General features: G+C 72.6%; 16 protein-coding genes. 8 read left to right on the forward strand and 8 right to left on the reverse strand.

What is annotated here, in order from left to right; genetic code table 11:
* Nucleotides 1–73: 73 nt before the first annotated feature.
* From AB5J50_RS27795 to AB5J50_RS27810, 4 genes are read right to left on the reverse strand one after another with little or no spacing between them, the layout of a single operon-like run.
* Entirely contained in the window at nt 74–1321 is a 1248-nt protein-coding gene (locus tag AB5J50_RS27795) for a glutamate synthase-related protein (protein ID WP_369260979.1), read from the reverse strand.
* Nucleotides 1318–2334, reverse strand: a complete 1017-nt coding sequence (locus AB5J50_RS27800) for an asparagine synthetase A (protein ID WP_369260980.1) — start codon at nt 2332–2334, stop codon at nt 1318–1320. Before AB5J50_RS27800 ends, AB5J50_RS27795 begins: the two co-directional genes overlap by 4 nt.
* Nucleotides 2331–3695 carry a methylaspartate mutase gene (locus AB5J50_RS27805; protein WP_369265530.1) on the reverse strand — a complete coding sequence of 455 codons (1365 nt, stop codon included), beginning with the start codon at nt 3693–3695 and terminating at the stop codon, nt 2331–2333. The genes AB5J50_RS27800 and AB5J50_RS27805 overlap by 4 nt, the downstream gene beginning before the upstream one ends.
* Before the next feature lie 5 nt (nt 3696–3700).
* Nucleotides 3701–4258 (reverse strand): cobalamin B12-binding domain-containing protein, encoded by a 558-nt coding sequence (locus tag AB5J50_RS27810; protein WP_369260981.1) that lies wholly within the window; start codon nt 4256–4258, stop codon nt 3701–3703.
* A 236-nt stretch (nt 4259–4494) separates the two neighbouring features.
* Here AB5J50_RS27810 and AB5J50_RS27815 point away from each other — a divergent pair, with 236 nt between their 5' ends.
* Complete coding sequence (locus AB5J50_RS27815) at nt 4495–4776, forward strand: hypothetical protein (RefSeq protein WP_327430539.1); 282 nt, start codon at nt 4495–4497, stop codon at nt 4774–4776.
* 120 nt (nt 4777–4896) lie between these two features.
* On the forward strand, nt 4897–5109 hold the full coding sequence (locus AB5J50_RS27820) for an MbtH family protein (protein ID WP_327430540.1): 213 nt from the start codon (nt 4897–4899) through the stop codon (nt 5107–5109).
* A 165-nt stretch (nt 5110–5274) separates the two neighbouring features.
* On the opposite strand, the gene AB5J50_RS27825 is transcribed toward AB5J50_RS27820, so the two are convergent.
* The gene (locus AB5J50_RS27825) at nt 5275–6204 is read right to left on the reverse strand and encodes an ornithine carbamoyltransferase (protein WP_369260982.1); all 930 of its coding nucleotides are present in this window, start codon (nt 6202–6204) and stop codon (nt 5275–5277) included.
* A gap of 99 nt (nt 6205–6303) precedes the next feature.
* Nucleotides 6304–7692 (reverse strand): helix-turn-helix domain-containing protein, encoded by a 1389-nt coding sequence (locus AB5J50_RS27830; protein WP_369260983.1) that lies wholly within the window; start codon nt 7690–7692, stop codon nt 6304–6306.
* 279 nt (nt 7693–7971) lie between these two features.
* Here AB5J50_RS27830 and AB5J50_RS27835 point away from each other — a divergent pair, with 279 nt between their 5' ends.
* The gene (locus AB5J50_RS27835) at nt 7972–10980 is read left to right on the forward strand and encodes a BTAD domain-containing putative transcriptional regulator (RefSeq protein ID WP_369260984.1); all 3009 of its coding nucleotides are present in this window, start codon (nt 7972–7974) and stop codon (nt 10978–10980) included.
* A gap of 63 nt (nt 10981–11043) precedes the next feature.
* Here the strand turns inward: AB5J50_RS27835 and AB5J50_RS27840 are convergent, their stop codons facing one another.
* Both AB5J50_RS27840 and AB5J50_RS27845 read right to left on the reverse strand, forming a co-directional pair.
* Complete coding sequence (locus AB5J50_RS27840; RefSeq protein WP_327430544.1) at nt 11044–11196, reverse strand: hypothetical protein; 153 nt, start codon at nt 11194–11196, stop codon at nt 11044–11046.
* A 99-nt stretch (nt 11197–11295) separates the two neighbouring features.
* Nucleotides 11296–11724: a hypothetical protein gene (locus tag AB5J50_RS27845; RefSeq protein ID WP_327430545.1), complete on the reverse strand. Its 429-nt coding sequence runs from the start codon at nt 11722–11724 to the stop codon at nt 11296–11298.
* A 345-nt stretch (nt 11725–12069) separates the two neighbouring features.
* Between AB5J50_RS27845 and AB5J50_RS27850 the strand changes: the two genes are divergently transcribed.
* From AB5J50_RS27850 to AB5J50_RS27870, 5 genes are read left to right on the forward strand one after another with little or no spacing between them, the layout of a single operon-like run.
* Nucleotides 12070–13494, forward strand: a complete 1425-nt coding sequence (locus AB5J50_RS27850) for an MFS transporter (protein ID WP_369260985.1) — start codon at nt 12070–12072, stop codon at nt 13492–13494.
* On the forward strand, nt 13478–17068 hold the full coding sequence (locus AB5J50_RS27855; RefSeq protein WP_369260986.1) for an amino acid adenylation domain-containing protein: 3591 nt from the start codon (nt 13478–13480) through the stop codon (nt 17066–17068). The genes AB5J50_RS27850 and AB5J50_RS27855 overlap by 17 nt, the downstream gene beginning before the upstream one ends.
* Nucleotides 17053–18105, forward strand: a complete 1053-nt coding sequence (locus AB5J50_RS27860) for a MupA/Atu3671 family FMN-dependent luciferase-like monooxygenase (protein WP_369260987.1) — start codon at nt 17053–17055, stop codon at nt 18103–18105. The genes AB5J50_RS27855 and AB5J50_RS27860 overlap by 16 nt, the downstream gene beginning before the upstream one ends.
* Nucleotides 18102–23015: an amino acid adenylation domain-containing protein gene (locus AB5J50_RS27865; RefSeq protein WP_369260988.1), complete on the forward strand. Its 4914-nt coding sequence runs from the start codon at nt 18102–18104 to the stop codon at nt 23013–23015. Before AB5J50_RS27860 ends, AB5J50_RS27865 begins: the two co-directional genes overlap by 4 nt.
* On the forward strand, nt 23012–26938 hold the full coding sequence (locus AB5J50_RS27870; protein WP_369260989.1) for an amino acid adenylation domain-containing protein: 3927 nt from the start codon (nt 23012–23014) through the stop codon (nt 26936–26938). Before AB5J50_RS27865 ends, AB5J50_RS27870 begins: the two co-directional genes overlap by 4 nt.
* Nucleotides 26939–26940: the final 2 nt, after the last annotated feature.

A 26940-nucleotide genomic window follows, 5' to 3' on the forward strand; every position in this document is an offset into this window, starting at 1 on the left:
GGTCTCGCGGCGTGCCGGGAGACCGACGGAGCCACGACGGGGAAACGCGCGGGTGGTGCGAAGTCGTAGGGAGCTAATGGCTGGTGGGCAGCAACACGTCCTCGTCCGCGAGGGCGTTCACGTGGTACTTGCCGACGGAGCTGATCAGCAGCCGTAGTTCCAGGGCGATGCTTTCCACGAGGCGCACCAGACCGTGGTCGGTGTCCTCGTCGACGGCCAGCAGAGCGGCCCGGCCGAGCCCGACGGCGCGTGCGCCGAGCGCGAGGGCTTTGACGGCCCGGCTGCCCTCCCAGATGCGTCCGCTGGCGAGCAGACAGTGGTCGGTGCGGCCGATGCGGGTCAGGCAGTCGCCGAGCGGCAGACCCACCTGGCCGAGGAAGGCGTTCGGGGCCCAGGCGGTGCCGCCCTCCGCGCCGTCCACGGTGACGGAGTCCGCGCCGGCCGCCCAGGCGGTGGCCGCCGCGAGCGCGATGTCCCGGCCCGGGTGGAGCTTCACCCACACCTTCACGCGGGGGAAGTTGTTGCGCATCAGCCGGATCTGCTGGCGCAGGATCTCCTCGGTGAACGTGCCCGGGCTGCTGATCCGCAGGACGGAGTCGCTGTCGGCGCCGAACACCTGGTCGGTGGCGTACTGTTCGGCGACCCGCCCCGCGGCCTCGCGGCCCAGGACGGTGAGGCCGCCGAGGCCCGGCTTGGCGCCCTGGCCGACCTTCAGCTCGAAGGCGAGCCGGCCGGTGGCGAGCAGCGGCTCGGACGCCGGGTCGCTGTAGACGAGGTTCCACACCTCGGCGTCCGCGTCCTCGGTGGACTGCTGGACGACCACACCGCCGTGCTCGTCGTCGGCCGCGTCGGCGTAGGCGGCGATCCGGCCGATCAGCGGGGACGCCTCGGCGTCGGACGCAGAGCGGTAGCCGTTGACGGGCACCACGTTCTCGCCGATCACCATCGGGATGCCGAGCCGGGCGGCCTGCCGTCCGGCGGCCTCGCCGAGGTCGTGGCTGGCGACCTGGGTGGAGCCGAACGCCGACACGTACAGCGGCAGCCGGGAGGTGAACCCGCCCACCACGGTGTCGAGTTCGACATCCGTGTACAGCGGTTCACGCGCCAGGTCGATGAGCTTCTTCAGCCGCTCGGGCATGAACACCGGAGGCACGATCCGGGCCCGCTCCAGCAGGTCACCGGAGTCGGCGCCGGCCGGCATCGCGCCCAGCAGGCTGCTGCCGTACGCGTCGAGGGCGGGGAAGACGCTCGCGGCGCCGTGCCGGGCCCGGTGGCGCACCTGTTCCTCGGGGAAACCGGCGGCTGTCAGTACGGCGCTCATGCCGAGACCACTCCCGGAAGCTTGGGGTAGGCGCTGGCCTCCCAGACGGCGGTGCGGCCGGTGACGTACCGGGTGAAGCGCTCCAGGCCGATACCGAAACCGGAGCTGGCGGGGATGCCCCGACGGGCCAGGTCCAGGTACCAGCCGTACTTGGCGGGGTTCTCTCCGGTCTCCCGCATCCGCGTGACCAGGGCCGCGTAGTCGTGCTCCCGCTCGCTGCCGCTGGCCAGTTCGCCGTAGCCCTCCGGGGCGATCAGGTCGAAGTTGCGCAGGACGCCCGGCTGCTCGGGGTCCTCGCGGTCGTAGAAGCCACGCGAACCCTTGGGGTAATCGGCGACGAAGAAGGGGCGGCTGGTCTTGGCGGAGAGGATCTCCTCGCCCTCCCAGTCGATCTCGGCGCCCGGGTCCTGCGGATGCCCGAGCGCGATCAGGTCCGCGGTCGCCTCCTTGTGGGTGGTCCGGGCGAACGCCCCGGTCACCACCTCACGGAAGGCGTCCTTGTCCCGGCCGAGCAGCTCCAGGTCGGCGGGCAGCTCACGGACCACCGCGTCGACCACGTACGCCACCAGGCGCTCGGCGAGCTCCATCGCGTCCTCGCGCCGGGCGTCGCGGATCTCCACGTCGATCTGGTGGAACTCGGCGAGATGGCGGTGCGTGACGGCCGTCTCCAGCGGCTCCAGGCGCACATTGGGCGCGATGTAGAAGATCTTGTCGAAGGCCAGCAGGGAGGCCTGCTTGTAGAGGATCGCGCTGGTCATCAGCTTGTACTTGTGGCCGTAGAAGTCGACGTCGACCTGCTTGGAGCCGCGGATGCCCGGATCGGTGACCGGCCCGATGACCGGCGGCAGCAGCTCCTGGAAGCCCTGCCCGGTCAGGAACGCGCGGGTCGCGGCGAGCATGCGGCTCTGCACACGCAGGGTGGCCCGGGTGCTCTCGGCCATCAGGTGCTGGTCGGGCGAGGACGGGAACGCGGGCGGGATGCGGACGTCGAGCTCGGCGGACGTGCTGGTCATGGTGCTACCTCCTGGGTGTGCTGCCGATGGACCGAAGGGCGACGGGCCGCCGAGGGAAGAGAGGTCCGGGGAACGGTCGGGAAAGCGGTGCGGTCGTGCCGGCGCTGCACGAACGACAGGGCGTCGTAGAGCCCCGCCGCCGTCAGCCGCCGGCCCTTCTCGGAGACATGGCCGATGGGCATCGCCCCGATCTCGGACCAGGTGAGCCGGCCGGACCGGTCGATGTGACTGCGGGTCCGGCCCGCGTTGTCGGGGTGCAGGCAGTAGGGGACGTCGAGGTATCCGCGGGCGAAGGCCTTCAGGAGCGCCTGGCCCAGGTCGTCGTCCAGGTTGAGTACGGCGTCGACGAGGGCGCGGGCCTCGGCGTAGACGGGGTTGTCGGCGAAGTCGGTGTGCTCGGCGAGGTCGGTGTGCTCGGTTCGCGGGGTGAGCCGCGCCCGGTGCCGGGCGGCGGCGCTGGAGGCCACCCGCAGGGCCTCGACGTTCTCCGCGATGGTGGGGATGCGGTGCGACTCGGCCGTCGTCTTCACGATCAGCCGGGCCGCCCCCGTCTCCACCGCCAGCTCCGCCGAATGCTCCAGGAGGTCCAGCGAGCCGCGCCGGGTCCGCGGGTACAGGCCCATGTACGTGTAGAGGACGATGTGCCAGTCGGTGTCCGGCAGCAGTTCGCCGGCCAGCCGCCGCAGTGCGTGCACCGCCTCCCGGTCCTGCGCCGCGTTGGTCTGCTGGGCGTAGCTGAGCGAGATGCTGCGCAGTCCCGCCCGGTGGAAGAAGAGGGCCTCCAGCGCGCTGATCGCCACCAGCAGCCCGGGCGGGCACAGCTGGCCGAGCATGCAGCCGCCGAAGGTCTCCAGGTGCGGTTCCGTGCCGGTGGCGCGCAGCCCGGCCAGGAAGTCGCAGCTCTCCTGCCAGTTGCGCACGGAGTCGAGCAGCGGGGTGCGCCCGTACGGCAGGCAGTACGACACCGGGCCGCCCTCCGTGGCGTCCAGGCCGAGCAGGGCCAGGGCCGCGACGATGCCCTGGGGACGCGCCGATCCGTGCCGGATCTGGACCGGGAAGCCGGCGTCGCGTACGCCGTCCAGGATCCAGCGCGAGGTGTGCGGGCTGTAGGAGGTGATCGGGAACCCGTTCAGCGGGACCCCGTTGTTCAGCGCCCGCACGGCCGACGGCTCGTCGCTGACCCGGGTGTAGCTGTCGATGGTGACGGTGCCGACGACCGGGTCCGCCGCGGTCTTGGTGGCCAGCAGGCCCGCCCGCATCAGCGCGGGGTCGGAGAAACCCATCCGCGGCTGGACCACGAGGGCGCCACGGGCCTGCGCGTCGGCGACGAAACGGCCGAAGGGCAAGGGGCGTTGATGCAGGGCGGTCACCGTTTCGCCTTTCCGGTCAGGGCCCCGGCGCGGGACGTGCGCCGGGGCGCGGGCCCGGCACTCGCGAGGGCGGAGTCCGCGGGGGCGGGATCCGCGAGGGCGGGAGATGCAGCACCGGTCAGCGAGCCGACGAAGGACTCGAAGACCGCGAGGCCGACGCCCTCCTGGAAGACCGCGTCGAAGCCGGCCGCCATCAGCTCGCCCGCCTGCTCGGCCTGGTCATCGCCGCCGACACCGAGCTTTCCGCCGATGACGGCAGGCAGCCCCGCCAGCTCCCAGCGCGACCGGATCGCTCCGATCAGCGGCCGGGCATCGTTGAAGCCGTGCCCGTTGACGCTGCTGACGACCAGCAGGTCGGGCTGGAACTTGCAGCAGGACTCGACGATCTCGTCCTCGGGAACACAGGGACCCAGGTTCACCACCTTGTGGCCGAGGTCTTCGAGCAACAGTTGGATGAATACGAGATTCCAGGTGTGCGCGTCGGAGGGGAGTCCGGTGACGACGACATCCAGCGGCCCGGATCGATGACGAGCCGCCCATTCCGCAGGCTTCATTGTTCGCTTCGTCCACATCATTGGATGGCAGGGGAGAAGGAGGGTCCTGGCTTGCCGGAACTTCCTTTCGGCCACCACCGTAGATTCGCGCCGGAGTCAATTACGGCGTCCCCGGCGGCAACCGGGCGGCAGGAAAGGAGCAGTTGCCCAACTGCCGTGTTCCGGGGGCCATTCGGGGCGCGACACTGGGCGGACCGCACACAGCGGACATCGCGCCCCGACCGAGGAGTCATGACATGACACACACCGGCGAAAGCGTCCTTGAGGCGGACGCGCTTGAGGACGTCCTGGCCACGGCACTGCGGCGGGTCGACCGGCGCGAGGCGCTCGGCGAGGCCCAAGTCGCGGTCCTGGAGGCCGCGGTGAACATCGTACGGGCGGGCCGGCCCCAACTCGCCCAGCTGCCCCTGGAGCGTACAGAGCTGCTGCGTGAGGCGCTCGGAGCGGTGCGCGCGGCCACCGTGGCGACCGGCGTCGCCCTCACCTACGCACACCAGACGTCGCGCCGGCTCTCCTGATCCGGCCTGCCCGGATGCCGCCGGTCTGCCGGAGGTTCTGCCCCGCTCGGCGGCCCCGGAGTTCTAGCGTCGACGGCAGGAGTTCACCGCTTACCTTCTCGTCAAACCGAGGTGGAGATCATGGCAACCAACCCGTTCGAGGATTCCGAGGGCCGCTATGTCGTGCTGGCCAACGAAGAGGGCCAGCACTCGCTCTGGCCGTCCCGTATTCAGCAGCCGGCGGGCTGGGAACTGCTGAAGGGCGAGGGCAGCAAGCAGGAATGCATCGAATTCATCGAGGCGAACTGGACGGACATGCGCCCGCGTTCCGTGGTCGCCGCGATGGCCGGCTGACTCGGGTCGGCCCTCTTTCGAAGCGAAAAACCCGGTGCCGCCGGAATGATCCGGCGGAACCGGGTTTTCGCTTTGTTGTTTTCGCGCTGTTCCGGCTGCGCGCTGGATTTCCTGGCCCACAAACGGGAGTCCCGGGGCGGGAACCCCGGGACGGCCACACCTCGGTCAGCTCTGGGCGGAGCCCACGACACACCACTCCAGTACCGCCATGGCGGCCGTCATCTTGTGGTGGGCCTGCCGCCATGCCACGCTCCGCTCCCCGTCCAGCACCTCGTCCGTGACCTCCTGGCCGCGCACGGCGGGCAGGTCGTGGAGGAAGACGGTACGAGGGCCGCCGAAGCGGTCGAGGAACGCGCCGTTGATCTGGAAGCCGTCGAAGTCGCTGAGCCAGTCCGGGTTCGCCTTGGGCACGCCCATCGTCTGCCACCGGCTGGTGTAGATGGCGTCGACCGGCCCCTCGACCTCGTCCGGGGACACGATCTGGCTCACCAGGGCCTTGCCGCCGCTGAGTTCGGCCACCAGGTCCAGGGTGTCCTTGGGCACCTCGTACCCGCTCGGGCACAGCAGGGTCACCCGCAGTCCGGGCGTGAGCGCCGCGGCCAGCGCGAGCGCGGCGCCGGAGCTGTTGCCCTCGCCCACGGCCAGCAGATGCAGGCCGTCCAGGGAACCGAAGTGCTCGGTGAGCGTGGCCAGGTCGGCGATCGCCTGGGTGGGGTGCTCGTCCAGGCTCAGGGCGTTGACGACGGCCAGGTCCGGGCTGCTGCCCAGCCTCCGTATCTCGTCCACGTCCCCGTTGGTGCGTACGACGAGCGCGTCGAGATACTGCCCGAGCACCCGGGCGGTGTCCTCGACCGTCTCCCCGGTCGTGAGCTGGAGTTCGTTCGGCCCGAACGTGATGACGTCGGCGCCCAGGCGAGTGGCGCCGCTCCAGAACGACGTACGGGTACGGGTCGAGGACTTGCGGAAGTAGATGCCGACCTGCCGGCCGGTGAGCGACCTGCGGTCCGCGCCGCCGCGGCCGAATTCGACGGCCCGTCCGACGATGTGGGCGAGCTCGGCGGGGGTGAGGTCGGCGAGGGAGATCAGGTTGCGCATGGATGCGGTGCCTTTCTGGCGGATGACAAGTGACGGGTGACGGATGGCGGGTGCCTGATGACGAGTTACGGGGTGAACAGGTGAGGAGTGAGGGGCGAACTAGAAGGCCAGGGCCTCCACGGCCTCGTTGATGTCGTTGCCCTCGTTGATCTCGTCGGCCCCGATGCGCCGCGCCCCCAGCAGCTCCCGCACCAGGTTGAGCACGGTGAAGCCGACGGGTCCGCCGGGCTCGGACGGGTGCTGGCGGATCAGGCCGCGCAGCAGCAGGGCGTGCACGTCCCGGGCCGTCTCGGCGAGCGCGGTGCCCGCGGCGCGGGCGGCGTCGTCCACCGTCCAGGGCTCGGGCAGCGCGGCCAGCGTGTCGAGGAGTGCGGTCGCGTGCGGGTTGAGGCCGGTGACGACGGCGCTCAGCTGGTCGCCGAGGGTGGCACCGCTCGCGGAGTCGGCGGGGGTGACTCCGTCGACGAGGACCAGCGGAGTCGTCCGGGCGACGTCGAGGAGCTGCTCGGGCGAGTACAGCAGCAGCCAGGACGCGGCGGCCTCCAGCGCCTGCGGTATGCCGTCCAGGGCATGGCAGATGTCGGCCATGGTGCTGGTGAGGGCGTCCGTGGGCAGGACGTCGGGGCGCATGTGGCTGACGTACGACAGCATGAGTTCGACCGCGGGCCGGTCCGTGACGAGGGAGTCGCCCGGCAGTGCGCCGGCCGGGACGGCGGGGACCGGGACGGGAAGCGGGGCGAGCGGCAGCAGCCGTCCCCCGGGCGGCTGCACAGGGCGGCGGCTGGTGATGAGGATCTTGAGGCGTTCGCAGGAACGCAGCAGGTTCAGCACGGGCGGGCTGACGACCGGTGACGCGTCGTGACCGTCCAGCACGATCAGGGTGGGCTTGGACCCTATGACCGCGGCCAGTTCGTCGTACTTCTCGCCGTCGCGCACCAGCGACCGTACCCAGCCGACCATGGTCGACTGCGGACTGCGGGCCGCCGTGTCCTCGCTCTCGGCCGGACGGTCCATGGGCACCCACAGCACCGGCACCTGGTCCCGGGCGTGGATCCGCAGCGTGGCCTCCTGGGCGAGCCGGGACTTGCCCACGCCGGGCAGGCCGACCAGGGTCAGCAGCCGCTCGTGCTCGGTGCTCAACCGGAAGGTCAGCGCCTCCAGTTCGGGCACCCGGCCGACCAGCGGACGCAGCGGGGTGGGCGGGGCGGCGAGCTCGGCGCCGTAACTGTCCTGGAAGACACGGCCCACCGAGTGGGCGTCGACAGCCAGTTCGAGTTCGATGCGCCGTGCGTCGCTCAGCCGCATGGCGCCGGCCAACAGCCGCAGAGTTTCTTTACGGGGATGTTGCACGCGCCCCTGTTCGAGGTCGCGGATGGCTCGCACGCTGACAGTGGAAAGTCCGGCGAGTTGTTCCTGAGTCAGTCCGGACCGCCTGCGGGCATTCTGCAGCAGGGCGTCCAGCCCGGGCGTCGGCGCCTGGGAATTCATCATTGTCTCCTTGGTCCCCAAATGCGGTGGCAATGGTGTGGCCCGGTTCCCCGATCTCCCAGGATTGTCCGGAACGCGTACGTCCGGACTGGGGTTTCTCCGGTCTGCTCACGCTCTGTTCTCCTTGGCGGCCTTGTTGGTCCGCCGATGATGAACAGCATCCGGTGCGCCATTCCCGAACCCTTCCCGGTGCAGTACCGCCCGTTTCCGGCGACGGCTACCATCACCTGCGACCAGGCACGACTGGGGGGTCTCAGGACCGAGGGGGAGGGACAGTCCGTGACGGCAGCGGCAGGGGAACAGCTGCGGTTCAATATTCTTGGCCCGATCGAGGGGTGGGCGAACGGGACGCGGCTCCGGTTGGGCGGAGTGATTCAAGAACGAGTACTGGCTACGTTGCTGCTGGAGGCCGGAAGGGTTCTCCCGGTATCCCGTCTCGTCGAGGCGGCCTGGGACGAAGATCCGCCGCCGACGGCATCCCACCAAGTACGCAAGGCCATTGCGGACCTGCGGCGACGTATCCCGAGTGGCGCGGAAGTGCTCCTCACCGATGGCCCCGGCTATCGCGTCGCGATAGATGAAATCCAAATCGATTTGGCTGAATTCGGTCTCTTGGCACGTGAGGCGAAGACCGCGGCGGCCGCCGGCCGTCCCGCCGAAGCCGCCGAGACACTGCGCGGAGCGCTCGCACTGTGGCGCGGTTCCGTCCTCGCCGGAACCGGCGGTCCGGTGATCGAGGCCGCGGCGACCGCCATCGAGGAACGCCGGCTGACCGCGTCGGAGCAGCTCTTCGACCTGCGGCTCGCGCTGGGCGAGGCGTCCGAACTCGTCGTGGACCTCAGGGAACTGACCAACCAGCATCCGCTGCGCGAGACGCTGCGCGGGCAGCTGATGCTGGCCCTGTACCGCTCGGGACGCCAGGCGGAGGCGCTGGAGGAGTACGGCCGGGTCCGTGAACTCCTCGTCGAGGAGCTCGGTATCGATCCCGGCTCGCAGCTCACCAAGATCTATGAGGGCATCCTGCGGGAGAGCCCGGAGCTGGCCGGACCTCCGCCGCCGGCACCGCCGGCCGCCGCCGTCGCGCTGCCGGCGGAACCGCCCTGCACTCTCCCGAACGACTTGGCGGATTTCACCGGGCGGGACCGGGAACTGGCCGAACTCCTGCGCTGCGCCGAGGAGAGCGGCGAGCAGGGGCCGCAGATCGTGGCCCTCGACGGCATGGGCGGCTGCGGCAAGACCTCGCTGGCGGTACGGGCCGCGCACCGGCTCGCGAAGGCCTACCCCGACGGCCAGCTCCATCTGGACCTGCGCGGCCACACCCCCGGGGACCAGCCCGTGACCGCGGGCACCGCACTCGACAGTCTGCTGCGGGCGCTGGGCATACCGGGTGACCGAATACCCGACGACGTGCTGGGCCGCACCGCTCTCTGGCGCGCCACGCTCGTGGGGAAACGATTGCTCATCCTCCTCGACAACGCCGCCGACGCCGCCGGTATCGGCCCGCTGCTGCCCGCCTCCGCCGGCTGCCTGGTGCTGGTCACCAGCCGGGCCCGGCTGGTGGACCTCGACGGCGCGCAGTGGATCTCCATCGGGGTGATGTCGGCCGAGGAGAGCACGACCCTGATGGCCGAGACCCTCGGCGCGCAGCGTGTCGCCGCCGAACCCGAAGCAGCCGCGGAACTGGCCCAGTTGTGCGGCCACCTCCCGCTCGCCCTGCGGATCGCCACCGCCCGGCTGCGCAATCGCCCGCGCTGGACCCTGCGTTACCTGGCTGAGCGTCTGAGCGACGAAACGCGGCGGCTCGACGAGCTCAGCGCGGGTGCCCGCAGCGTCTCCGCCACCCTCCGACTGTCCTACCAGGCCCTGGACGAGGAGTGCCGCACCGCGTTCCGGATCCTGGCGCTGCATCCGGGCGGGGACATCAACGTCCACGCGGCGGGCGCGCTGCTCGGCACGGGCATCTGGGAGGCGGAGGACCTCCTGGAAATGCTGCTCGACGTGCATCTCGTACAGCAGCCGGAGATCGGCCTCTACACCTTCCACGACCTGGTACGGAGCTTCGCGCAGAGCCTGCTCGGCGAGTCGACCGAGGGTGAGGACGCGGTGGCGGTGGAGCGGCTGCTCAGCTACTACCTGACGGCCACCGAGGAGGCGTGCGACGTCCTCTACCCCGGCCGGAAGAAACGTCCCACCGGAATCCCGCCGGCCCCGGCGAAGCTGCCGGACCTCGGGGACGCGGACCGGGCGCAGGAGTGGTTCACCCGCGAGCAGACCGCGCTGATCTCCGCCGTCACGCTGGCCGAACGGCGCGGGCACGACCGGTACGCGGTCTGCCTGGTCCGCAACCTGGTCTTCCAGCTCAACGCGCGTGGACAGATGGAGGAGTTCGGCGATCTGGGCCGCGTCGCGGTGGCCGCGGCCCGCCGGCTCGGCGACCTGGGGCTGCTGGGGGTGAGCCTGTCCAACCTGGGCGTCGCCTGCTGGCGGCTCGGCCGTTTCGCCGAGGGCCTGGAGGCGGCCAGGGAGGGGCGGGACGTCGCGGTCCGCCTCGGGGACCGGCACACCGAGGCCCACAGCGAGACCACGCTCGGGCAGCTCAGCAGCCTGCTCGGCCGCTTTTCCGAGGCCCTGGTCCACCTGGAGAACTCGATCGCCCAGGAGCGGGAACTGAACATCCCGCGGGCGGAGGCCGAGACACTGACCGTCCTCAGCACGCTCTACGAGCAATGGGGCCGGTACGAGGAAGCCCGGGACGCGGCCCGGCGGGCGGTCGACCTCAGGGACGAACTGGGGCAGCACGAGCACCAGTTCGGAGCGATCACCGATCTGGCCATGGCGCATGTCGGCCTCCGCGAGTACGAGGAGGCGGCCCGCCTTCTGGAAAAGGCGCGCGAGCTGTGCGCCGATTTCGGCGACCCGGGGGACGTCGCTCTGGTCCTGGCCGTGTCGGCCGATGTCGATGAGCGGCTCGGCCGGCCCGTGGGCACCCCGGACTTCGCGGAGAGTGCACTCGATCTCGTGCGGGCGAACGTACTGCCGGTGCGCCGCGCCAAGGTGGAGAACACCGTGGGCAGGCTGCGGTACCGGCAGGGGGACACGGAGACCGCACTCGCCCTGCACACGCATGCGTACCAGATCGCGACGAACACCAACTACCGCGTCGAGCAGGCGTACGCGCTGGTGGGCATGGCCGATGCCCTCGGTGATGCCGGGGACGCCGCCGCGCACCGGGCGGCGGCCGAGTCCCTCTTCGCCGAGATGGGGGTACCCGCGGACCGCCGCCGCTGACACTCCGGACACAACTGTGCCCCGCACCGGAACTCCGGTGCGGGGCACAGTCGTAGGGGCTGGTCAGGAACCGGTGCCCGTCGGGCCGGTGCTCTCCGCAAGCACGTGCTGCGAACCCTGCTGACCCTGCGAGTGACCCGCCTCGACCGTGGCACCGATGCCGAAGGCCAGCGTCGCCGCGAGGATCCCGAAGATTCCAGCAAGCTTGCGTCCCATTTTCTCGCCCCTTTGTGATGTCTGCGGGTTTTGCGGTGGTTTCCGCTTCCCGACATCACTGACTTTCCTGGGGGGCGTTCCCGGTCCGTTCCCGGTCCGTTACCGCCCCGGGGAACCGTCGCGGGAACGGTTCGTGACCAGGGCTTCTTCACCGAGCAGGCAGGCCACGACGCGTGGTCCGCCGGGGGCCAGCACCACATGGGTACGGGCCGGTCCCGACTCGTGGCCCGCCAGGTCGAGCAGGGACCTGACCAGAGAGCGCAGCGCGGCGCGCGAGGCGTCGTCGAGCTCCGCGGGGGCCGAGTTCCCGTGCGGCGGCCAGTCGGTGATGGCGGCCACGCTGTGCATGCCCTCCACCGTCTCGGTGTCGACGCTGAACTCGGGTCCCTCCAGAGTCTCCGGAGAGGTGTACGGCTCGGGACGGCCGCCGGCCGACACACGCTCCGCCCAGCGCTCCACGGTGGACAGGTCCTGGAGGGCGTGCCGCAGCTCCGCCCCGTCCGGCGAACGATCCCGGGGGTCCTTCACTGGAGTACTCCTTCTGCAGACAGCTTCAGCCGGACCCTCGCCCGAGCGGATCCCGATTCTCTCCCGGACTGTTCCCTTCCGATTCCCGCTCCGATGTTCGCGATGGGAACGCATAGGTAATCGCCGCCCCCATGCTGTGGGCTGTTCAATTCAGGCGCGATCCATGGTGATCCGCAGGGGAATCCGAATTCCTGGGGGATTGAGGCGTGGTAAGCACTCCGCTCGAAGACAGGCCGGCGTATCCGCCATCGCGCCCGTCGCTTCTGTGCAACGGGCACGGCTCCTGACATGGGCGCCCGGAAAACAGCGGACATTCCCGGACGTTTCACGGGGATGGGGCCGCTCATGCTCGTCTGGTCAGGCCAGACGGTCTCCCTCCTGGGAAGCGCGGCGGTCAGGTTCGCGTTCATCATCGAGGTCTGGTCCGCCGGTGGACATGCCACTGCGGTCACCGCTCTCTCACTCTGCGCGATGCTGCCACAAGCAGTATTCAGCCCCATTGCGGGTGCAATCGTCGACCGGATCACCAAACGGGCCGCACTGCAAATAGCGGACACGGGCGGACTGCTGGTCGTCGGTGTACTCGCCCTCCTCCACTACCTCGGGGAGCTGCAGTACTGGCAGGTCTATCCCGCCACCCTGCTGCTCGGGATCTGCGCGTCCTTCCAGTTCCCGGCGCTGTCCTCCGCAGTCCCGCTCCTCGTCCGCAAGGACCAGTTCGGCCGTGCCAACGGGCTGCTGGCGGGCGCCAAGAGCGCCGCCGGGATCGGCGGACCGGCCCTGGGCGGTGTCCTGATCGCCCTTTTCGGAATGGGCCCCACCCTCCTCATCGACCTGGCGAGTTACGCCTTCGCGCTGGTCGGCGTGCGCATTGTGCGGCTACGTGAACCCAAAGCAGACACAGCCGCCCAGGCCGCCCAGGCCGCGGAGAAGACCGTCGGAGCGCGCCCCAGGATCACGGCCGAGGCCGTCGCCGGGCTGCGCTACCTGTTCCGGGTACCCAGCCTGCGCGCCCTGATCGCCAACTTCTGTGTCGTCAACCTGGTGATGGTCTTCGGCTTCGCGGTGATCCAGCCCATGGTCCTGTTGCGGGCGGGCAACGACGCGCTCGCCGTCGTGAACAGCGCGACCGGCGTCGGCGGAGTCCTCGGCGGTCTGCTGATGGCCGCCTGGGGCGGACCGAAGAACCGGGGCCGGGGCATGATGCTCGGCGTCGTCGGCATGTGTCTGTCCGCCCTGGTGGTGATGGCGCTCGTGGACGGCGTCGTCGGCTGGAGCCTGGCCATCCTGGTCGGCGCGCTGCTCATGACGACCGTCAACTCCTCGATGCAGGCCATCGTGCAGAGCAAGGTCCCCCAGGAATGGCAGGGCCGGGTCTTCGGCGCGGTGATGTTCCTTTCGCAGATCTCCGTCCCGCTGGCCATGGCGCTCTCCGGTCCGCTCGCCGACCACTTCTTCGAGCCGCAGGCCGCCTCGGGCTCCGGCCTCTTCACGGTCCTGGGCCCCCTGCTGGGCGACGCCCCCGGCACCGGCATGGCGGCCATGCTGCTCCTCGCCGGCGTCGCCGGGACCGTCGTCTCGCTGTGGGGCCTGGCCAGCCGCTCGATCAGGAACATCGACGTACTCCTTCCCGACATCGACGTACCGGCCGACGACACCGACGTACCGGCCGGTGAGACCGACACCTCGGCCGACCGGACCGGCGTACCGGCCACTGAGACCACCGAGAGCCGGGAAAAGCGAGGTGAGCGCCATGAAGTGCGTACATGAGCTGTTCGAGGAACAGGCGGAGCGGGCCCCGGAGGCCACCGCGCTGATCCATGGCGACGAGCGGCTGAGCTACGCCGAACTCGACGCGCGGGCCGACCGGATGGCGGGCCTGCTCGCCGGACACGGAGTGCGGCGCGGCGACACGGTCGGCGTGTATCTGGAGCGCTCGGCCGAACTGGTCGTGGCGGTGCTCGGTATCCTCAAGGCCGGCGCCGGATACGTGATGCTCGACCCGGACTTCCCGGACGAGCGGCTGCGCGCGATGGCGGCGGACGCGGGCGCCGTGGTGGTGGTCGCGTCCCGGGACACGGACCCCGCGGCCGCCCCGCCGGCGGGCTCCGGCGCCCGGCCCGTGCACGTCGAAGACGCCCTACAGGCAGGCCCGTTGGCACGCGGAACGGTTTCCGTGGGGCCGGACGACATCGCCTGCGTGATGTTCACCTCCGGTTCGACCGGCCGGCCCAAGGGCATCGCCGCACCGCATCACGCCGTGACGTCCACCCTGACCGGGCAGGACTTCGCCTCCTTCGGCCCCGGAGCCGTCTGGCTCCAGTGCGCGCCGCTGTCCTGGGACGCGTTCGCCCTGGAGCTGTGGGGTCCGCTGATGAACGGCGGTACGTGCGTCCTGCACCTGGGGCGCCGGCCCGAACCCTTCGTGATGGCACGGCTCGTCGCCGAGCACGGCATCACCTCCATGTATCTGTCCGCGTCCCTCTTCAATGTGATCGTCGACGAGTACCCGAAGGCGATCGAGGGCCTGCGCGAACTCGTCGTCGGCGGCGAGGCCCTCTCGGCCCCGCATGTGGCCCGCGCCCTGGAACGCCGTCCCGCGCTGCGGCTGAGCAACGGCTACGGACCCGTCGAGTGCATGGTCTTCCTCACCGTCCACCCCGTCACCCCCGAGGACGTGGCGGACGGCGGCCCCGTGCCCATCGGCCGCCCGCTGGCCGGCAAACGGCTGTACGTCCTCGACGAGCGGCTCGCCCCGGTCCCGGACGGCACGACGGGCGAGCTGTACGCCGCCGGAGCGGGCGTCGCCCGTGACTACCGCGGACAGCCCGGGCTGACCGCCGAACGCTTCGTCGCCGCCCCCGACGGCGAGCGCGTGTACCGCACCGGCGACCTCGTGCGGCGCCGCCCGGACGGGGTACTGGAATACCTGGGCCGGGCCGACAGCCAGCTGAAGATACGCGGCTTCCGGGTCGAGCCGGGTGAGATCGAGAGCGTGCTGGTCCGGCACCCGGACATCGAGCGGGCGGCCGTCGTCGCCCACGAGCACCCGGCCGGCGACCGGCAGCTGACCGCCTACGTCGTACCGCGCCAGGGTCGTGAACAAGCCCTGGACGAAGGCAAGTTGCGTGCCTTCGCCGGAACGGTCCTGGCCGAGTACCTGGTCCCCGCCGCGTTCGTCCCGCTGGACGCGCTTCCCCTGACCCCCAGCGGAAAACTGGACCGGGCGTCCCTGCCGGCCCCCGCGCCCGCTGCCGGCGGGCCGGGTACGGACGTTGCGCCCGCCTCCGGCGCCGGACCCACCGCGGCGGACGAGACCGTACGGACCCTGTGCGCACTCTTCGCCCAGATCCTGCGGGTGGACGCGGTCGGCCCCGACGACGACTTCTTCGCGCTCGGCGGCCACTCCCTGCTGGCCGCCCGGCTGCTGGGCCGCGTCCACGCGGTGCTCGGCGCCGAGACGGACATCGTCACGCTCTTCAAGGCACGCACCCCGGCACGGCTGGCACCGCACGTGGAGGCGGATCGTCTGAGCACCCCGGTGGCCGCCCCCAGGGCGGTGACGGCTCCCGTCCCCGGGACCTCCACCGGCGCCCTCCCCGTCTCCCACGCCCAGCACCGCCTGTGGTTCCTCGACCGGATCGGCGCCGGGAACGCGTACAACCTGCCGATGCTGCTGCGGCTGCGCGGCGACATCGACGTGGCCGCGCTCGGTGACGCCCTGAACCTCGTCGCCGACCGCCACGACGTGCTCCGCACCGTCTTCGACGAGGAGGACGGCGCCCCCGTGCGGCGGGTGCTGACGGGGGAGGAGGCACGGCCGCCGCTCACCCATGCGCACGTTCCGGAGAGCGAGCTGGCCGGCCGCATCGCCGAGGAGGCCCGGCACCTCTTCGACCTGCGGACCGAACTCCCCCTGCGCGCCACCCTGTTCACGACACGGGAACGTCCGGACGAGCACGCGCTGCTGGTGCTCATCCACCACATCGCCGGCGACGGCTGGTCGCTGCGCCCGCTGTTCCGTGACCTGTCGCGCGCCTACCGGGCCCGGGTGCGGGGCGACGACGGCGCCGCCCCGCGCCCGCTCGCCGTGCCGTACGCCGAACATGCCCGCCGCCTGCTCGAACGGCTCGGCTCCCCGGCGGACCCGCACTCCCTTGAGGTACGCCAACTCACCTACTGGCGCAAGGAACTGTCCGGACTGCCGGTCGACGGTCCGCTGCTGCCCCGGCGCCGGGACCGGCCCGCCGTACCGGGACAGGCCGCCGGCGTCGTCGTACGCCGACTGGACGCCGCGGCCCATGCCCGCCTCGTCGACTCCGCCCGCGACCAGGGCGCCACCCTCTTCATGGCGCTGCACGCCGCCCTGATCACCGCACTGGTGCGGGCGGGCTCCGACGAGGACACGGCGGTCGGCGCGCCGGTCGCCGCGCGCGCCGGTGACGGCAGCGTCGAGGACGTCGTCGGGTTCTTCGTCAACATGCTGGTGCTGCGCACCGACGTGTCCGGCGACCCCACCGCGGGCGAGCTGCTGGGCCGGGTCCGGGACACCGACCTGGCCGCCTTCACCCACCAGGACGTGCCGTTCGAGCACGTGGTCGGCGCGCTCAACCCGGCGCGCACCCCCGGGCGGCAGCCGTTCACGGACGTGGTGCTCGCGCTCCAGAACAACGCCCGTGCCGAGGTCGACCTGCCCGGCGCCGACACCGGAGTCGAGGTGGTGCGCACCGGGGCCGCCCGGTTCGAGCTGCTGGTCGACGTCACCGACGAGACCGGCCCCGGCGGCGCCCCGGACGGCCTGACCCTGACCTTCGAGTACCGCACCGACTCCCTGGAGCGGGAGTTCGTCGACTGGCTCGCGGACGCGCTCGTGCACGCCCTTGAGACGGCGGCGGCCGCCCCCGGGACCCGTATCTCGCGGCTAGGCCTCGCCGAACCGCCCCGCCGCGCCGACGAGAGCGACCAGCTCGCGGCCTCGGCCCGCACCCCGCAGAACACGGCGCGCCCCTGGACCGCGCTGGAGCGCAGAACCGCCGCCGTCTGGAGTGACGTCCTCGGCCGGCCGGACATCGGCCTGCACGACGACTTCTTCGCACTCGGCGGCAACTCACTGCGCGCTGTGCGCGTCGCGGCCCGCCTCAGTACCGACGAACGGCCGGTGACCGGCGCCCAGCTCTTCGCCGCTCCCACGGTCGCCCTGCTCGCCGCCGAGCTGGAGCGGGCCGAAGCCGGTCCCGCGCCCGCCGCGGCCCCCATCACCCGCCGCCCGCGCGTGCCGCGCCGGCCGGAATCGCAGCCCCACGGCAGCCCGAAGCAGAAGGAGAGGCAATGGACCTCAGCGTGATGTTCTTCGGTGCGGACAGCACCGCCGGCGAGACGCGGCACGCGCAGACGTACGAGGACATCCTCACCGTCGCGAAGACCGCGGACCGGCTCGGCTTTCATGCCATCTGGACCCCTGAACGCCACTTCCAACAGGTCGGGCAGGTCTTCCCCAGCCCGCCGGTGCTCAGCGCGGCGCTCGCGGTCGCCACCGAGCGGATCGGCATCCGCGCGGGCAGCGTCGTCCTGCCGCTGCACCACCCGCTGCGCGTCGCCGAGGACTGGGCGGTCGTGGACAACCTCTCGCACGGCAGGGTCGGCCTGTCCGTGGCCACCGGCTGGCACTCCGCCGACTTCACCCTCGCCCCGGGGCACTACGCCGACCGCCGGGAACGCACCCTGGACACCATCCCGGTGCTGCGGTCGCTGTGGGCGGGGGAGAGCGCCGAGTACCCCGACGGCACCGGCGCACCCGTCTCCGTACTGCCGCAGCCCAGGCCCGTGCAGGAGACCCTGCCCCTGTGGGTCACCACGTCCGGCAACCCGGAGACCTGGGAGGCGGCCGGACGGCTGCGCACCGGAGTGCTCGGGGCGACCGTCGGACAGAGCCGGGACGAACTCGCCGAGAAGATCGCCCGCTACCGGGCCGCCTGCGCCGCCGCCCCCGACCAGAGGGGCACCGGCGCGCACGGCCGGGTGACGCTGATGGCCCACACCTACGTCGGCGTGGACGACGCGGAGGTACGCCGCCTCGCGGGCGCCCCGCTCAAGACATACCTCGCCTCCTACGTCCGGCAGACCGCCGCCAACCGCTCGGCCGACCCCGGGACCGCGCGCCTGACCGACGAACAGACCGCGATGCTCGCCGACTTCGCCTTCGAGCGCTATCTGAGCTGGGGCAGTCTCCTCGGCTCGCCCGGCCACTGCGCCAAGATGCTCGCCGACCTGGCGGAACTCGGTGTCGACGAGATCGCCTGCTTCATCGACTTCGGCCTCGGCCTCGACGACGTACTCGCGGGCCTGCACCGCCTGGCCGAACTGAAAGAGGCCGTCCGATGACCGCCCCCACCGTTTCCGAGACTGCCGCCGTAGCCACCGCCGTCTCCCCTTCTTCCCCCGCCCCTTCTTCTTCCCCTTCCCTTGCCGACCGCTTCAGCGCGCTCGGCGGCGAGCAGCGGGTGCGGCTGATGCGGCGCATGGTGGAAGCAGGGCGGGACCGGGAGGTGCCCGCCGTCGTCCCGCCGCGCGACCCGGCGCGGCCGGTGCCGCTGAGTTCCGCCCAGCGGGACCTGTGGGTGTACGAGGAGCTGTATCCCGGCACCCCCGCGCTGAACCTGTGCTCCGCCTACCACTTCGACCAGCCCGTGGACCCGGCCCATCTGGAGCGGGCGCTGACGCTGATCCAGGCCCACCACGACATCCTGCGCACCCGCATCGTGGCGGGCGAGACGGGGGAGCCGCGCGTCCACTTCCCCGACGACGGCCCCTTCGTTCTGGAGCGCGAGGACCTGCGGGGCACCGGCACGACCATCGCGGAGGCCTTCGACGCCTTCCGTGGCCGCCCCTTCTACCTCAGCAGGGACAAGCTGATCCGGGCGAGGTTCGTCCGGGTCGACGAGCGGCGCTCGACGCTGATGCTGAGCCTGCACCACACCATCAGCGACTGGTGGTCGTTCGATGTGCTGCAGGGCGAGTTCGCCCAGGCGTACGTCGCCCTGCGCGACGGCCAGGAGCCGAAGCTGACCCGGCCGGCCATCCAGTACGCCGACTTCGCCTGCTGGCAGGAGGAGTTGGAGGAGTCCGGGGTCTTCGCCAAACGGCTCGACTTCTGGCGCCGCTACCTGGCCGACCCGCCCGGCCCGCTCACCGTGCGGGGCGGCGGTGGCACCCCCGTCACCGAGGGCGACGGCATCGCGCAGGTCCCCTTCCACATCGACGCGCCGACCGCCGCGGCCGTGCGCGCCCTGGCCAGGCAGCGCGGAGCCTCCGTCTACGTCGTCCTGATGGCCGCCTTCGCCGTCCTCGCGCACCGGGTGAGCGGCGCCGACGACCTGGTCCTCGGCACCCCCATCGCCAACCGTTCCGCCAAGGGCCTGGACCAGGTCATCGGGTACGTCATGAACGCCGTGCCGACCCGCTGGCAGGTGCGGCCCGACCGCTCCTTCGCCGACGTGCTGGCCGCGTTCGCCACCGACTTCCCGGACCTGATGGCGGGCGCGGACGTGCCGGTCGGCCGGATCGTCTCGGCCGTCGCGCCCGAGCGCAGCGCCGGCCGCGCCCCGCTCTACCAGTGGGTGTTCATGCATCTGACGCAGCAGCCGAGCGTCACGGTGATGAAGGAGTTCGCCGAGCCGGAGCGCATCCACACCGGCGGCGAACACGACCTCGTCGGCGTCGTGAAGGACTGCGACGACGGCATGGAGGGCCTCTTCGGTATCCGTACCGACGTGTTCTCCACCGAGACCGTCGCCCGCTGGACCGAGTGCTACATCGAGCTCCTGCACCGGATCACCGCCGACCCCGACGCGCTCGTCGGGGACATGGACTTGGTGCCCGGCGGCATGCGGCAGCGGCTGCTCGCGGCCTCGGCCGGACCCGCCGCCCCCGAGCCCGTGTCGCTGCCGGACCTGGTGGCCCGGCAGGCCGCCCGCACCCCGGACGCGGTGGCCCTGGAATCGGCCGAGCGGACCCTGACGTACGCCCAACTCACCGACCGTGTCGACCGGTTGGCCGCACACCTGATACGGCACGGGGCAGGCCCCGGGCGGATCGTGGCGCTGGCCCTGGGCCGCGGCACCGACTGGCCGGTGGCCGCACTGGCCGTCCAGCGGGCGGGTGCCGCCCATCTCCCGCTCGACCCCGACCACCCCGCCGAGCGCCTCGTGCGCACCCTCACCGCCGCCGCCCCCGACCTCCTCGTCACCGGCCCCGAGGGCCTGCCGGTGGAGACGGACGTACCGCGCCTGGTCCTGGACGAGCGGGCGTACGAAGAGGCGTACGAAGCGGTGGACGGCGAGGTGTACGCGGGTGAGTCACTGCCCGCCACCCCCCTGGACCCCGACCGGCCCGCCTACGTCATCCACACCTCCGGTTCCACCGGCGCCCCCAAGGGCGTGGTCGTCACCCACGCGGGTGTGGCCGCGATGGTGCGCACCCTGGTGGAGCGGCTCGCGCTGGACGGCGGCAGCCGGGTGCTCCAGCTCGGGTCGCCGTCCTTCGACATCTCCATCGGCGAGATGTGCCTGGCCTTCGGCTCCGGCGGCGCCCTGGTCGTGCCGCCCGCCGGGCCGCTGGTCGGCGACGACCTCGGGGCGGTGCTGACCGGGCGGCGGATCTCCTGCGCGTTCGTACCGCCGTCCGTCCTGGCGACCGTGCCCGAAGGGCCCTTCCCCGGGCTGCGCACGATCGTCGTCGGCGCGGAGGCCTGCCCGCCTGACCTGGTGGCCCGCTGGGCCGTCGACGGGCGCCGCTTCCACAACGCGTACGGCCCCACCGAGGCCACCGTCCTCGTGACCGTCTCCGGGCCGCTGTCCGCCGACGGCACCGCCCCGCCCATCGGCACCCCGCTGGCCGGCACCGGCGTCCACCTCCTCGACGAGCTGCTGCGCCCGGTGCCCGCCGGGGTGTGCGGCGAGCTGTATCTGTCGGGGGCCGCGCTCGCCCGCGGCTACCTCGGGCAGCCGGGCCTGACCGCCGAGCGGTTCGTCGCCGACCCGTACGGGCCGCCCGGCGGCCGGATGTACCGCACCGGCGACCTGGCGTACCGCGACGACGACGGCACCCTCCACTTCCTGGGCCGCGGCGACGAGCAGGTGAAGGTGCGCGGCCTGCGGATCGAACCGGGCGAGATCGCGGCCGTACTCGCCGAACACCCCGCCGTGGACCGGGCGGTGGTCGTCGTACGCGAGGGCCGCGGCGGCGGTCCGCGCCTGGTCGCCTATGCCGTGCCGGCCCCCGGACACGCCCTCGACCCGGACGCGCTGCTCGCACACGCCGCCGCACGGCTGCCTGCCGGTATGGTCCCGGCCGATGTGCTGGTCCTCGACACGCTGCCGCTGACCACCAGCGGCAAGATCGACCGGGCCGCGCTGCCCGCCCCCGCCGAACGCGCCGCGGACGAGGGCCGGGCCCCCGCGACAGACCGCGAGCGGACCCTGTGCCGGCTGTTCGCGGAGGTCCTGGGCGCCGGACAGGTCTCCGTGGACGGCGACTTCTTCCGGCTCGGCGGCGACAGCATCATGGCCATCCAGCTGGCCGCCCGTGCCTCGGCGGCCGGTCTCGCCCTGAGCCCACGGGACGTGTTCACCGTACGGACGCCCGCCCGGCTCGCCACCCTCGCGCGGACGCCCGCCGAGGCCTCGCCCGACGAGGAACAGGACACCGGGGACGGCCGTTTCCCGCTCACCCCGGTGATGCACTGGTGGCGCCAACAGGCCTCGGACACAGGGAAGTTCACCCAGTCCATGGTGTTCCCGCTGCCGCCCGGCACGGACCTGGACCTGGAGCGGATCGGCTCGGCCGTCCGGGGCCTCGCCGAGCGGCACCCCGTACTGCGGATGCGGCTGCTGCGCCACGACACCGCCGACTGGGAACTGGAGGTGCCCGCCGACACCGGCCCGGACGCCGACACCGGCCCGGACGCCGGGCAGACCGTCCGTCTGGACGTTCCGGAGACCGCCGAACCCGCTGACATCGCGGCGGAGTTGGCGCGCACCACGGTCCTGCGCCCGGAGGCCGGCGAGATGCTGCGGGCCGTATGGCTCGACGCCGGACCGCACCGCCAGGGGCTCCTCCTGCTGACCGTGCACCATCTGGCCGTCGACGGGGTCTCCTGGCGGGTCCTCGGTCCCGAGCTGGCCGAAGCGCTGGCGGAGGGGTCCGCGGGCAGCGCGGGTCACACGGGGCCCGGGGGTGGCGCCGGCCTCCCGAAGGGCACCTCGTTCGCCCGCTGGGCCCGGCTGCTGTCACGCGAGGCCGACCAGTTGAGCGCCGAAGTGCCGTGGTGGACACGGCAGTTGACGGGGCCGGACGTCCGGATCGCCGGGGGCCGCGGGGCGGGCGACCGCCGGGCGACCGTCACCGTCGAGCTGGACGCGGAGCTCACCAGGAGCGCGCTCGTCACGCTGCCGGGAGCCTTCAACTGCGGCCCCGACGCCGTCCTCCTCACCGCCCTGACGACGGCCGCCGTGCGGCACCGTGGCACCGGCACGGCCCTGCTGGTCCACATCGAGGGCCATGGCCGCGAGCCGCTCTCGGCTCCCGTGGACGTGTCCAGCACCGTCGGCTGGTTCACCACCCAGTACCCGGTCCGCCTCGACATCGGCGACGTGGCCGACGGGCGGGCGGGGGAGGCCCTGAAACGCGTGAAGGAACAGCTGCGGGCGGTCCCGTCCGGCGGTCTCGGCTGGGGAGTCCTGCGCTATCTCAGCCCCGAGGCGGGCCCCGCACTCGCCGCACTGCCCGCGCCCGACGTGCGCTTCAACTATCTGGGCCGGTTCAGCGGCGGCGACGCGGCGGGCGGGCGGCTGCTTGACATCGGCCCTGACGCGCTGCCGCTCGACCATGCCCTCGAAGTGGACGCGCTGGCCCACGAGGTGGCGGGCGAACTGCGTCTCGAAGCCACCTTCTCGTACGCGGCCGGGGTGTTCACCGAGGACGGGATACGGGACCTGGCCCGCCGCTGGTCCGAGGCGCTCACCGAGCTCGCGGACCGGGCCGCGCCGGGCGGCGACGCCGTCCACACCCCGTCCGACTTCCCCCTGGTCGACCTGACGACCGACCAACTCGCGCTGCTGGAGGGCGGCATGGACTTCGGTGACTTCGAAGACTCCGACGAGTTCGACGGCTCCGACGAACTCGGCAACTCTGCGGACTCCGACGGATCCGACGAACTCGGCAACTCTGCGGACTCCGACGGCTCCTACGTCTCCTACGAGTTCGACGACCTCGACGAGGAGGTCGTCCGATGAGCGGGCGCATCGCGGACGTACTCCCGCTCTCCCCGGTCCAGGAGGGCCTGCTCTTCCACGCCGTACGGGGCAGCGCGGGACCCGACCCCTATCTCGTCCAGGCCCGCTTCCGGATCGGCCCGTCCGTCGACGGGGCCGCCGTGCGGGCCGCCGTGAACGCGCTCCTGGAGCGGCACCCCAACCTGCGCGCCTGCTTCCGGCACAAGCGCCTCGACCGGCCCGTGCAGATCGTCCCGCAGAAGGCCCAGGTGCCCTGGGCGGAGGCGGACCTGACGGGTCTGGAACCCGCCGAGGCGGACGACCGTAGGGCCGTGCTGCTGAGCGAGGACGCGGAGCGCCGTTTCGATCTGGCGCGTCCGCCGCTGGTCCGCGCCTTGCTCGTACGGCAGGACACGGGGACCGAACTGGTCCTGTCGGTCCACCACATCCTCATCGACGGCTGGTCCCTGCCGATCCTGGAGCGGGACCTGAACGAGCTGATCGCGGGCCGGCCGCTGCCGCCCGCCGCGCCCTACCGGCAGTACCTGGTGTGGCTGAGCGGACAGGACCAGCAGAAGGCCGAGACCGCCTGGTGCGAGGCGCTGGAGGGCCTCGAACGGCCCGCCCTGCTCGCGCCGACGGCACCCGACGAGGAGTCGGGCCGGGCCCGGGTGCTGCTGCCGGCCGCGCTCACAGCGGCCCTGACCCGGCGCGCCGCCGAGGCGGGCGTCACCCTCAACACCCTGGTGCAGACCGCGTGGTCCCTGGTGCTCGCCCGGATGACCGGCGCACGGGACCTGGTCTTCGGCGCGGTCGTCTCGGGCCGCCCGCACGATCTGCCCGGCGTCGAGAGCATGGCGGGCCTGTTCATCAACACCCTGCCGGTACGGATACGGCTGCGCGACGGCGAGAGCGTCGGCGAGCTCCTCTCCCGTGTCCAGGACGAGCAGTCCCGGCTGCTGAGCCACCAGCACGCACGCCTCGCCGAGGTGCAGCACGCGGTGGGCGCCGGTCAACTCTTCGACACGGTCCTCGCGTTCGAGAACTTCCCGCAGCGGTCCGAGGGCCAGGACGGGCCCGAGGAGGCATGCCTGCTCGGGGTGAACGACGCGACGCACTACCCGGTGACCCTCGCGGTCGCCGTCGCCGAGCGGATGCTGCTGTCGGTGAGCTGCCGCCGGGGCGTCTCGGCGGACGCGGTCGCCGGCCGTATGGTCCGCGTCTTCGAGGAACTCTCCGGCGACCCCGGGCGGCCCGCCGACCGGCTCGACGTCCTGCCGGACGACGAGCGCGGCGCGCTGCTCGCCCTGGCCGCGGGCCCGGTCCGCACGGTGGCCGGTCCGGCCACCGTGGTCGGGCGGTTCGCCGAGCAGGCGGCCCGCACCCCGGACGCGCCCGCCGTGGAGTGGGCCGACGGCGTCCTGACGTACGCCCGCCTCGACGCCGAGTCGGACCGGCTCGCCGCCCGGCTGGCCGGCGCCGGAGTGGCCCCCGGTGACATCGTCGCCCTGCTGCTGCCCCGCTCACCGGACCAGGTCGTCGCCCAGCTCGCGGTCCTCAAGGCAGGCGCCGGCTGGCTCCCGCTCGACGCCAGGCAGCCGCCGGAGCGACTGGCCAGGCTCGCGGCGGCCGCGGCGGTGCGGGTGGCGCTGACCGCGGGGGAGCCGGGGGCCGAACTGCCCGCGCACATCGCCCTGCTGGACGCCCGCGAGCGGGGCGACGGCGGAGTGTTCCACGGCCCCGTGGCCCACCCGGACTCCACCGCCTGCGTGCTCTTCACCTCCGGTTCCACCGGAGAGCCCAAGGGCGTGATCGTCCCCCAGCGGGGCATCGTCGAACTCGCCGCCGACAGCCGCTTCCAGGGCGGCGCCCACCAGCGGGTGCTGCTGCACAGCCCGTACACCTTCGACTCCACGACGTACGAGGTGTGGATCCCGCTGCTGAACGGCGGGACCGCGGTCGTCGCCCCCGCCGGGACCACCACACCCGAACTGCTCGGACGGATGGTGCCCGAACAGCGGATCACCGCGCTGCTCCTCACCCCCGAACTGCTGCGCACCGTCGCCGAGATCGCGCCCGGATCGCTCGCCGGACTGCGCGAGGTCTGGGCGGGCGGCGACGTCCTGGCGCCCGGGACCGTGCGCCGTATCCGCGAGCACTGCCCCGGCACGACCGTCGTCAACGGCTACGGGCCCACCGAGACCACGGTGTTCGCCACCGCGCACACCGCCCCGGCCGGCTCGGCCGCCGTCCCCATCGGCCGTCCGCTGGACAACACCCGCGGCTATGTCCTCGACGACCGGCTGCGCCCGACGCCGGCCGGGAGCGTGGGCGAGCTCTATCTCGCCGGTGCCGGACTCGCCCGCGGCTACCTCGGGCAGCCGGGCCTGACCGCCGAACGGTTCGTCGCCGACCCGTACGGTCCGCCGGGCACCCGCATGTACCGCACCGGTGACCTGGCCCGCTGGTCTCCCGACGGTGTCCTGGAGTTCGCCGGACGCGCCGACGACCAGATCAAGGTCCGCGGCTTCCGTGTCGAACCGGCCGAGGTCGAGGCCGCCCTGGCCGGCTGCCCCGGCGTGACCCGCGCGGTGGTCGCCGCCCGCAGGGACGCGGCGGGCGGCAAACGGCTGGCGGCGTGGCTGGTGCCGGAGGAGCCGACGGAACCCTGGCCCGACACCCTCGCCCGGGTACGCCGGCACGCCGCACGCCATCTGCCCGCCCATCTCGTGCCGTCCGTGTGGGCCCCCATCGACCGGGTTCCGCTCACCCGGCACGGCAAGGTCGACCGGGCCGCGCTGCCCGAGCCCGGGCCCGGGACCAGCGAGGCCGTCGCCGGGGCACGGGCGCCGGGCAGCGTGCGGGAGCGGAAGCTGTGCGCGCTGTTCGCCGAGGTGCTCGGGATGCCGGAGGTGGCACCGGACACCGACTTCTTCGCCTCCGGTGGCCACTCCCTGACCGCGATGCGGCTGACCTCGAAGGTCGAGGCGGCCCTGGACGTACGGGTCCCGCTGGCCACGCTCTTCGACGCGCCGACCCCCGCCGCGCTGGCCGCCCGGCTCGACACCGCGCCCCCGGCCGCACCGGCCGCCCGGCCCGGGCGGAGGACCTCCGCCGCCCGGCCGGACCGGATGCCGGCCGACGACAGCCTGGCCCCGCTGCTCACCCTGCGCGCGGGCGGCGAGCGCACCCCGCTGTTCTGTGTGCACCCGGGGCTCGGCCTCGGCTGGTCGTTCGCCTCGCTGCTGCGCCACCTCGACCCGGCCCGGCCGGTGCACGCCCTGCAGAGCCCGGCGCTGCTGACGGGCGCGGACCAACTGCCCCGCACCATGGACGAGATGGCGGACGCATACACCGCACGCATCCGCGCCCTCCGGCCGCACGGCCCGTATGCGCTGGCCGGGCGGTCCTTCGGCGGCGCGCTCGCCTACGAGATCGCGGTGCGCCTGCGCCGCGCGGGCGAGGAGATCCGCCTGCTCGCCGCGCTGGACTCCATGCCCCAGCCGCCGGAGGTCTCCCGCACCCCGCTGGACCCGGCCGTGATCGAGGACGAGGTGCTGCACATGCTGCTGCGCTCCCACGCCCGCGGCCTGCCCGTGCCGCCGGGCCCGCTCTCCCGCGCGAAGGCGTTCGCGACGGTCCGCCGCAGCGGGGACGCCCCCGAGGCGCTGGACGAGGCACGGCTGCACGCGATGGTGGACGCCGGCGCCCACCACGTACGCCTGGCACGGGAGTGGCAGCCGTCCCCGTACGACGGGCCGGTGACCCTCTTCTCCGCCACCCGCGACGCCGAGCCCACCACGGCCGAGAAGACGGCGGGCTGGCGGCGCGGCACCGCCGTGGTCGAGGTGCACGAACTGGACTGCACCCACAGCGACGTACTCACCCCGGACCCGGCGGCCCAGATCGCCGCGGTCCTCGAAACCGCCCTCCGGGGGGACTGACC

Source organism: Streptomyces sp. R35 (assembly GCF_041053035.1).
Taxonomy (GTDB): Bacteria; Actinomycetota; Actinomycetes; order Streptomycetales; family Streptomycetaceae; genus Streptomyces; species Streptomyces lutosisoli.

Coding starts and splice junctions, on each gene's coding strand:
- AB5J50_RS27795 (WP_369260979.1), bottom strand. CDS start 1,321: ATGAGCGCCGTACTGACAGCCGCCGGTTTCCCCGAGGAACAGGTGCGC.
- AB5J50_RS27800 (WP_369260980.1), bottom strand. CDS start 2,334: ATGACCAGCACGTCCGCCGAGCTCGACGTCCGCATCCCGCCCGCGTTC.
- AB5J50_RS27810 (WP_369260981.1), bottom strand. CDS start 4,258: ATGAAGCCTGCGGAATGGGCGGCTCGTCATCGATCCGGGCCGCTGGAT.
- AB5J50_RS27815 (WP_327430539.1), top strand. CDS start 4,495: ATGACACACACCGGCGAAAGCGTCCTTGAGGCGGACGCGCTTGAGGAC.
- AB5J50_RS27820 (WP_327430540.1), top strand. CDS start 4,897: ATGGCAACCAACCCGTTCGAGGATTCCGAGGGCCGCTATGTCGTGCTG.
- AB5J50_RS27825 (WP_369260982.1), bottom strand. CDS start 6,204: ATGCGCAACCTGATCTCCCTCGCCGACCTCACCCCCGCCGAGCTCGCC.
- AB5J50_RS27830 (WP_369260983.1), bottom strand. CDS start 7,692: ATGAATTCCCAGGCGCCGACGCCCGGGCTGGACGCCCTGCTGCAGAAT.
- AB5J50_RS27840 (WP_327430544.1), bottom strand. CDS start 11,196: ATGGGACGCAAGCTTGCTGGAATCTTCGGGATCCTCGCGGCGACGCTG.
- AB5J50_RS27850 (WP_369260985.1), top strand. CDS start 12,070: ATGCTCGTCTGGTCAGGCCAGACGGTCTCCCTCCTGGGAAGCGCGGCG.
- AB5J50_RS27855 (WP_369260986.1), top strand. CDS start 13,478: ATGAAGTGCGTACATGAGCTGTTCGAGGAACAGGCGGAGCGGGCCCCG.
- AB5J50_RS27860 (WP_369260987.1), top strand. CDS start 17,053: ATGGACCTCAGCGTGATGTTCTTCGGTGCGGACAGCACCGCCGGCGAG.
- AB5J50_RS27865 (WP_369260988.1), top strand. CDS start 18,102: ATGACCGCCCCCACCGTTTCCGAGACTGCCGCCGTAGCCACCGCCGTC.
- AB5J50_RS27870 (WP_369260989.1), top strand. CDS start 23,012: ATGAGCGGGCGCATCGCGGACGTACTCCCGCTCTCCCCGGTCCAGGAG.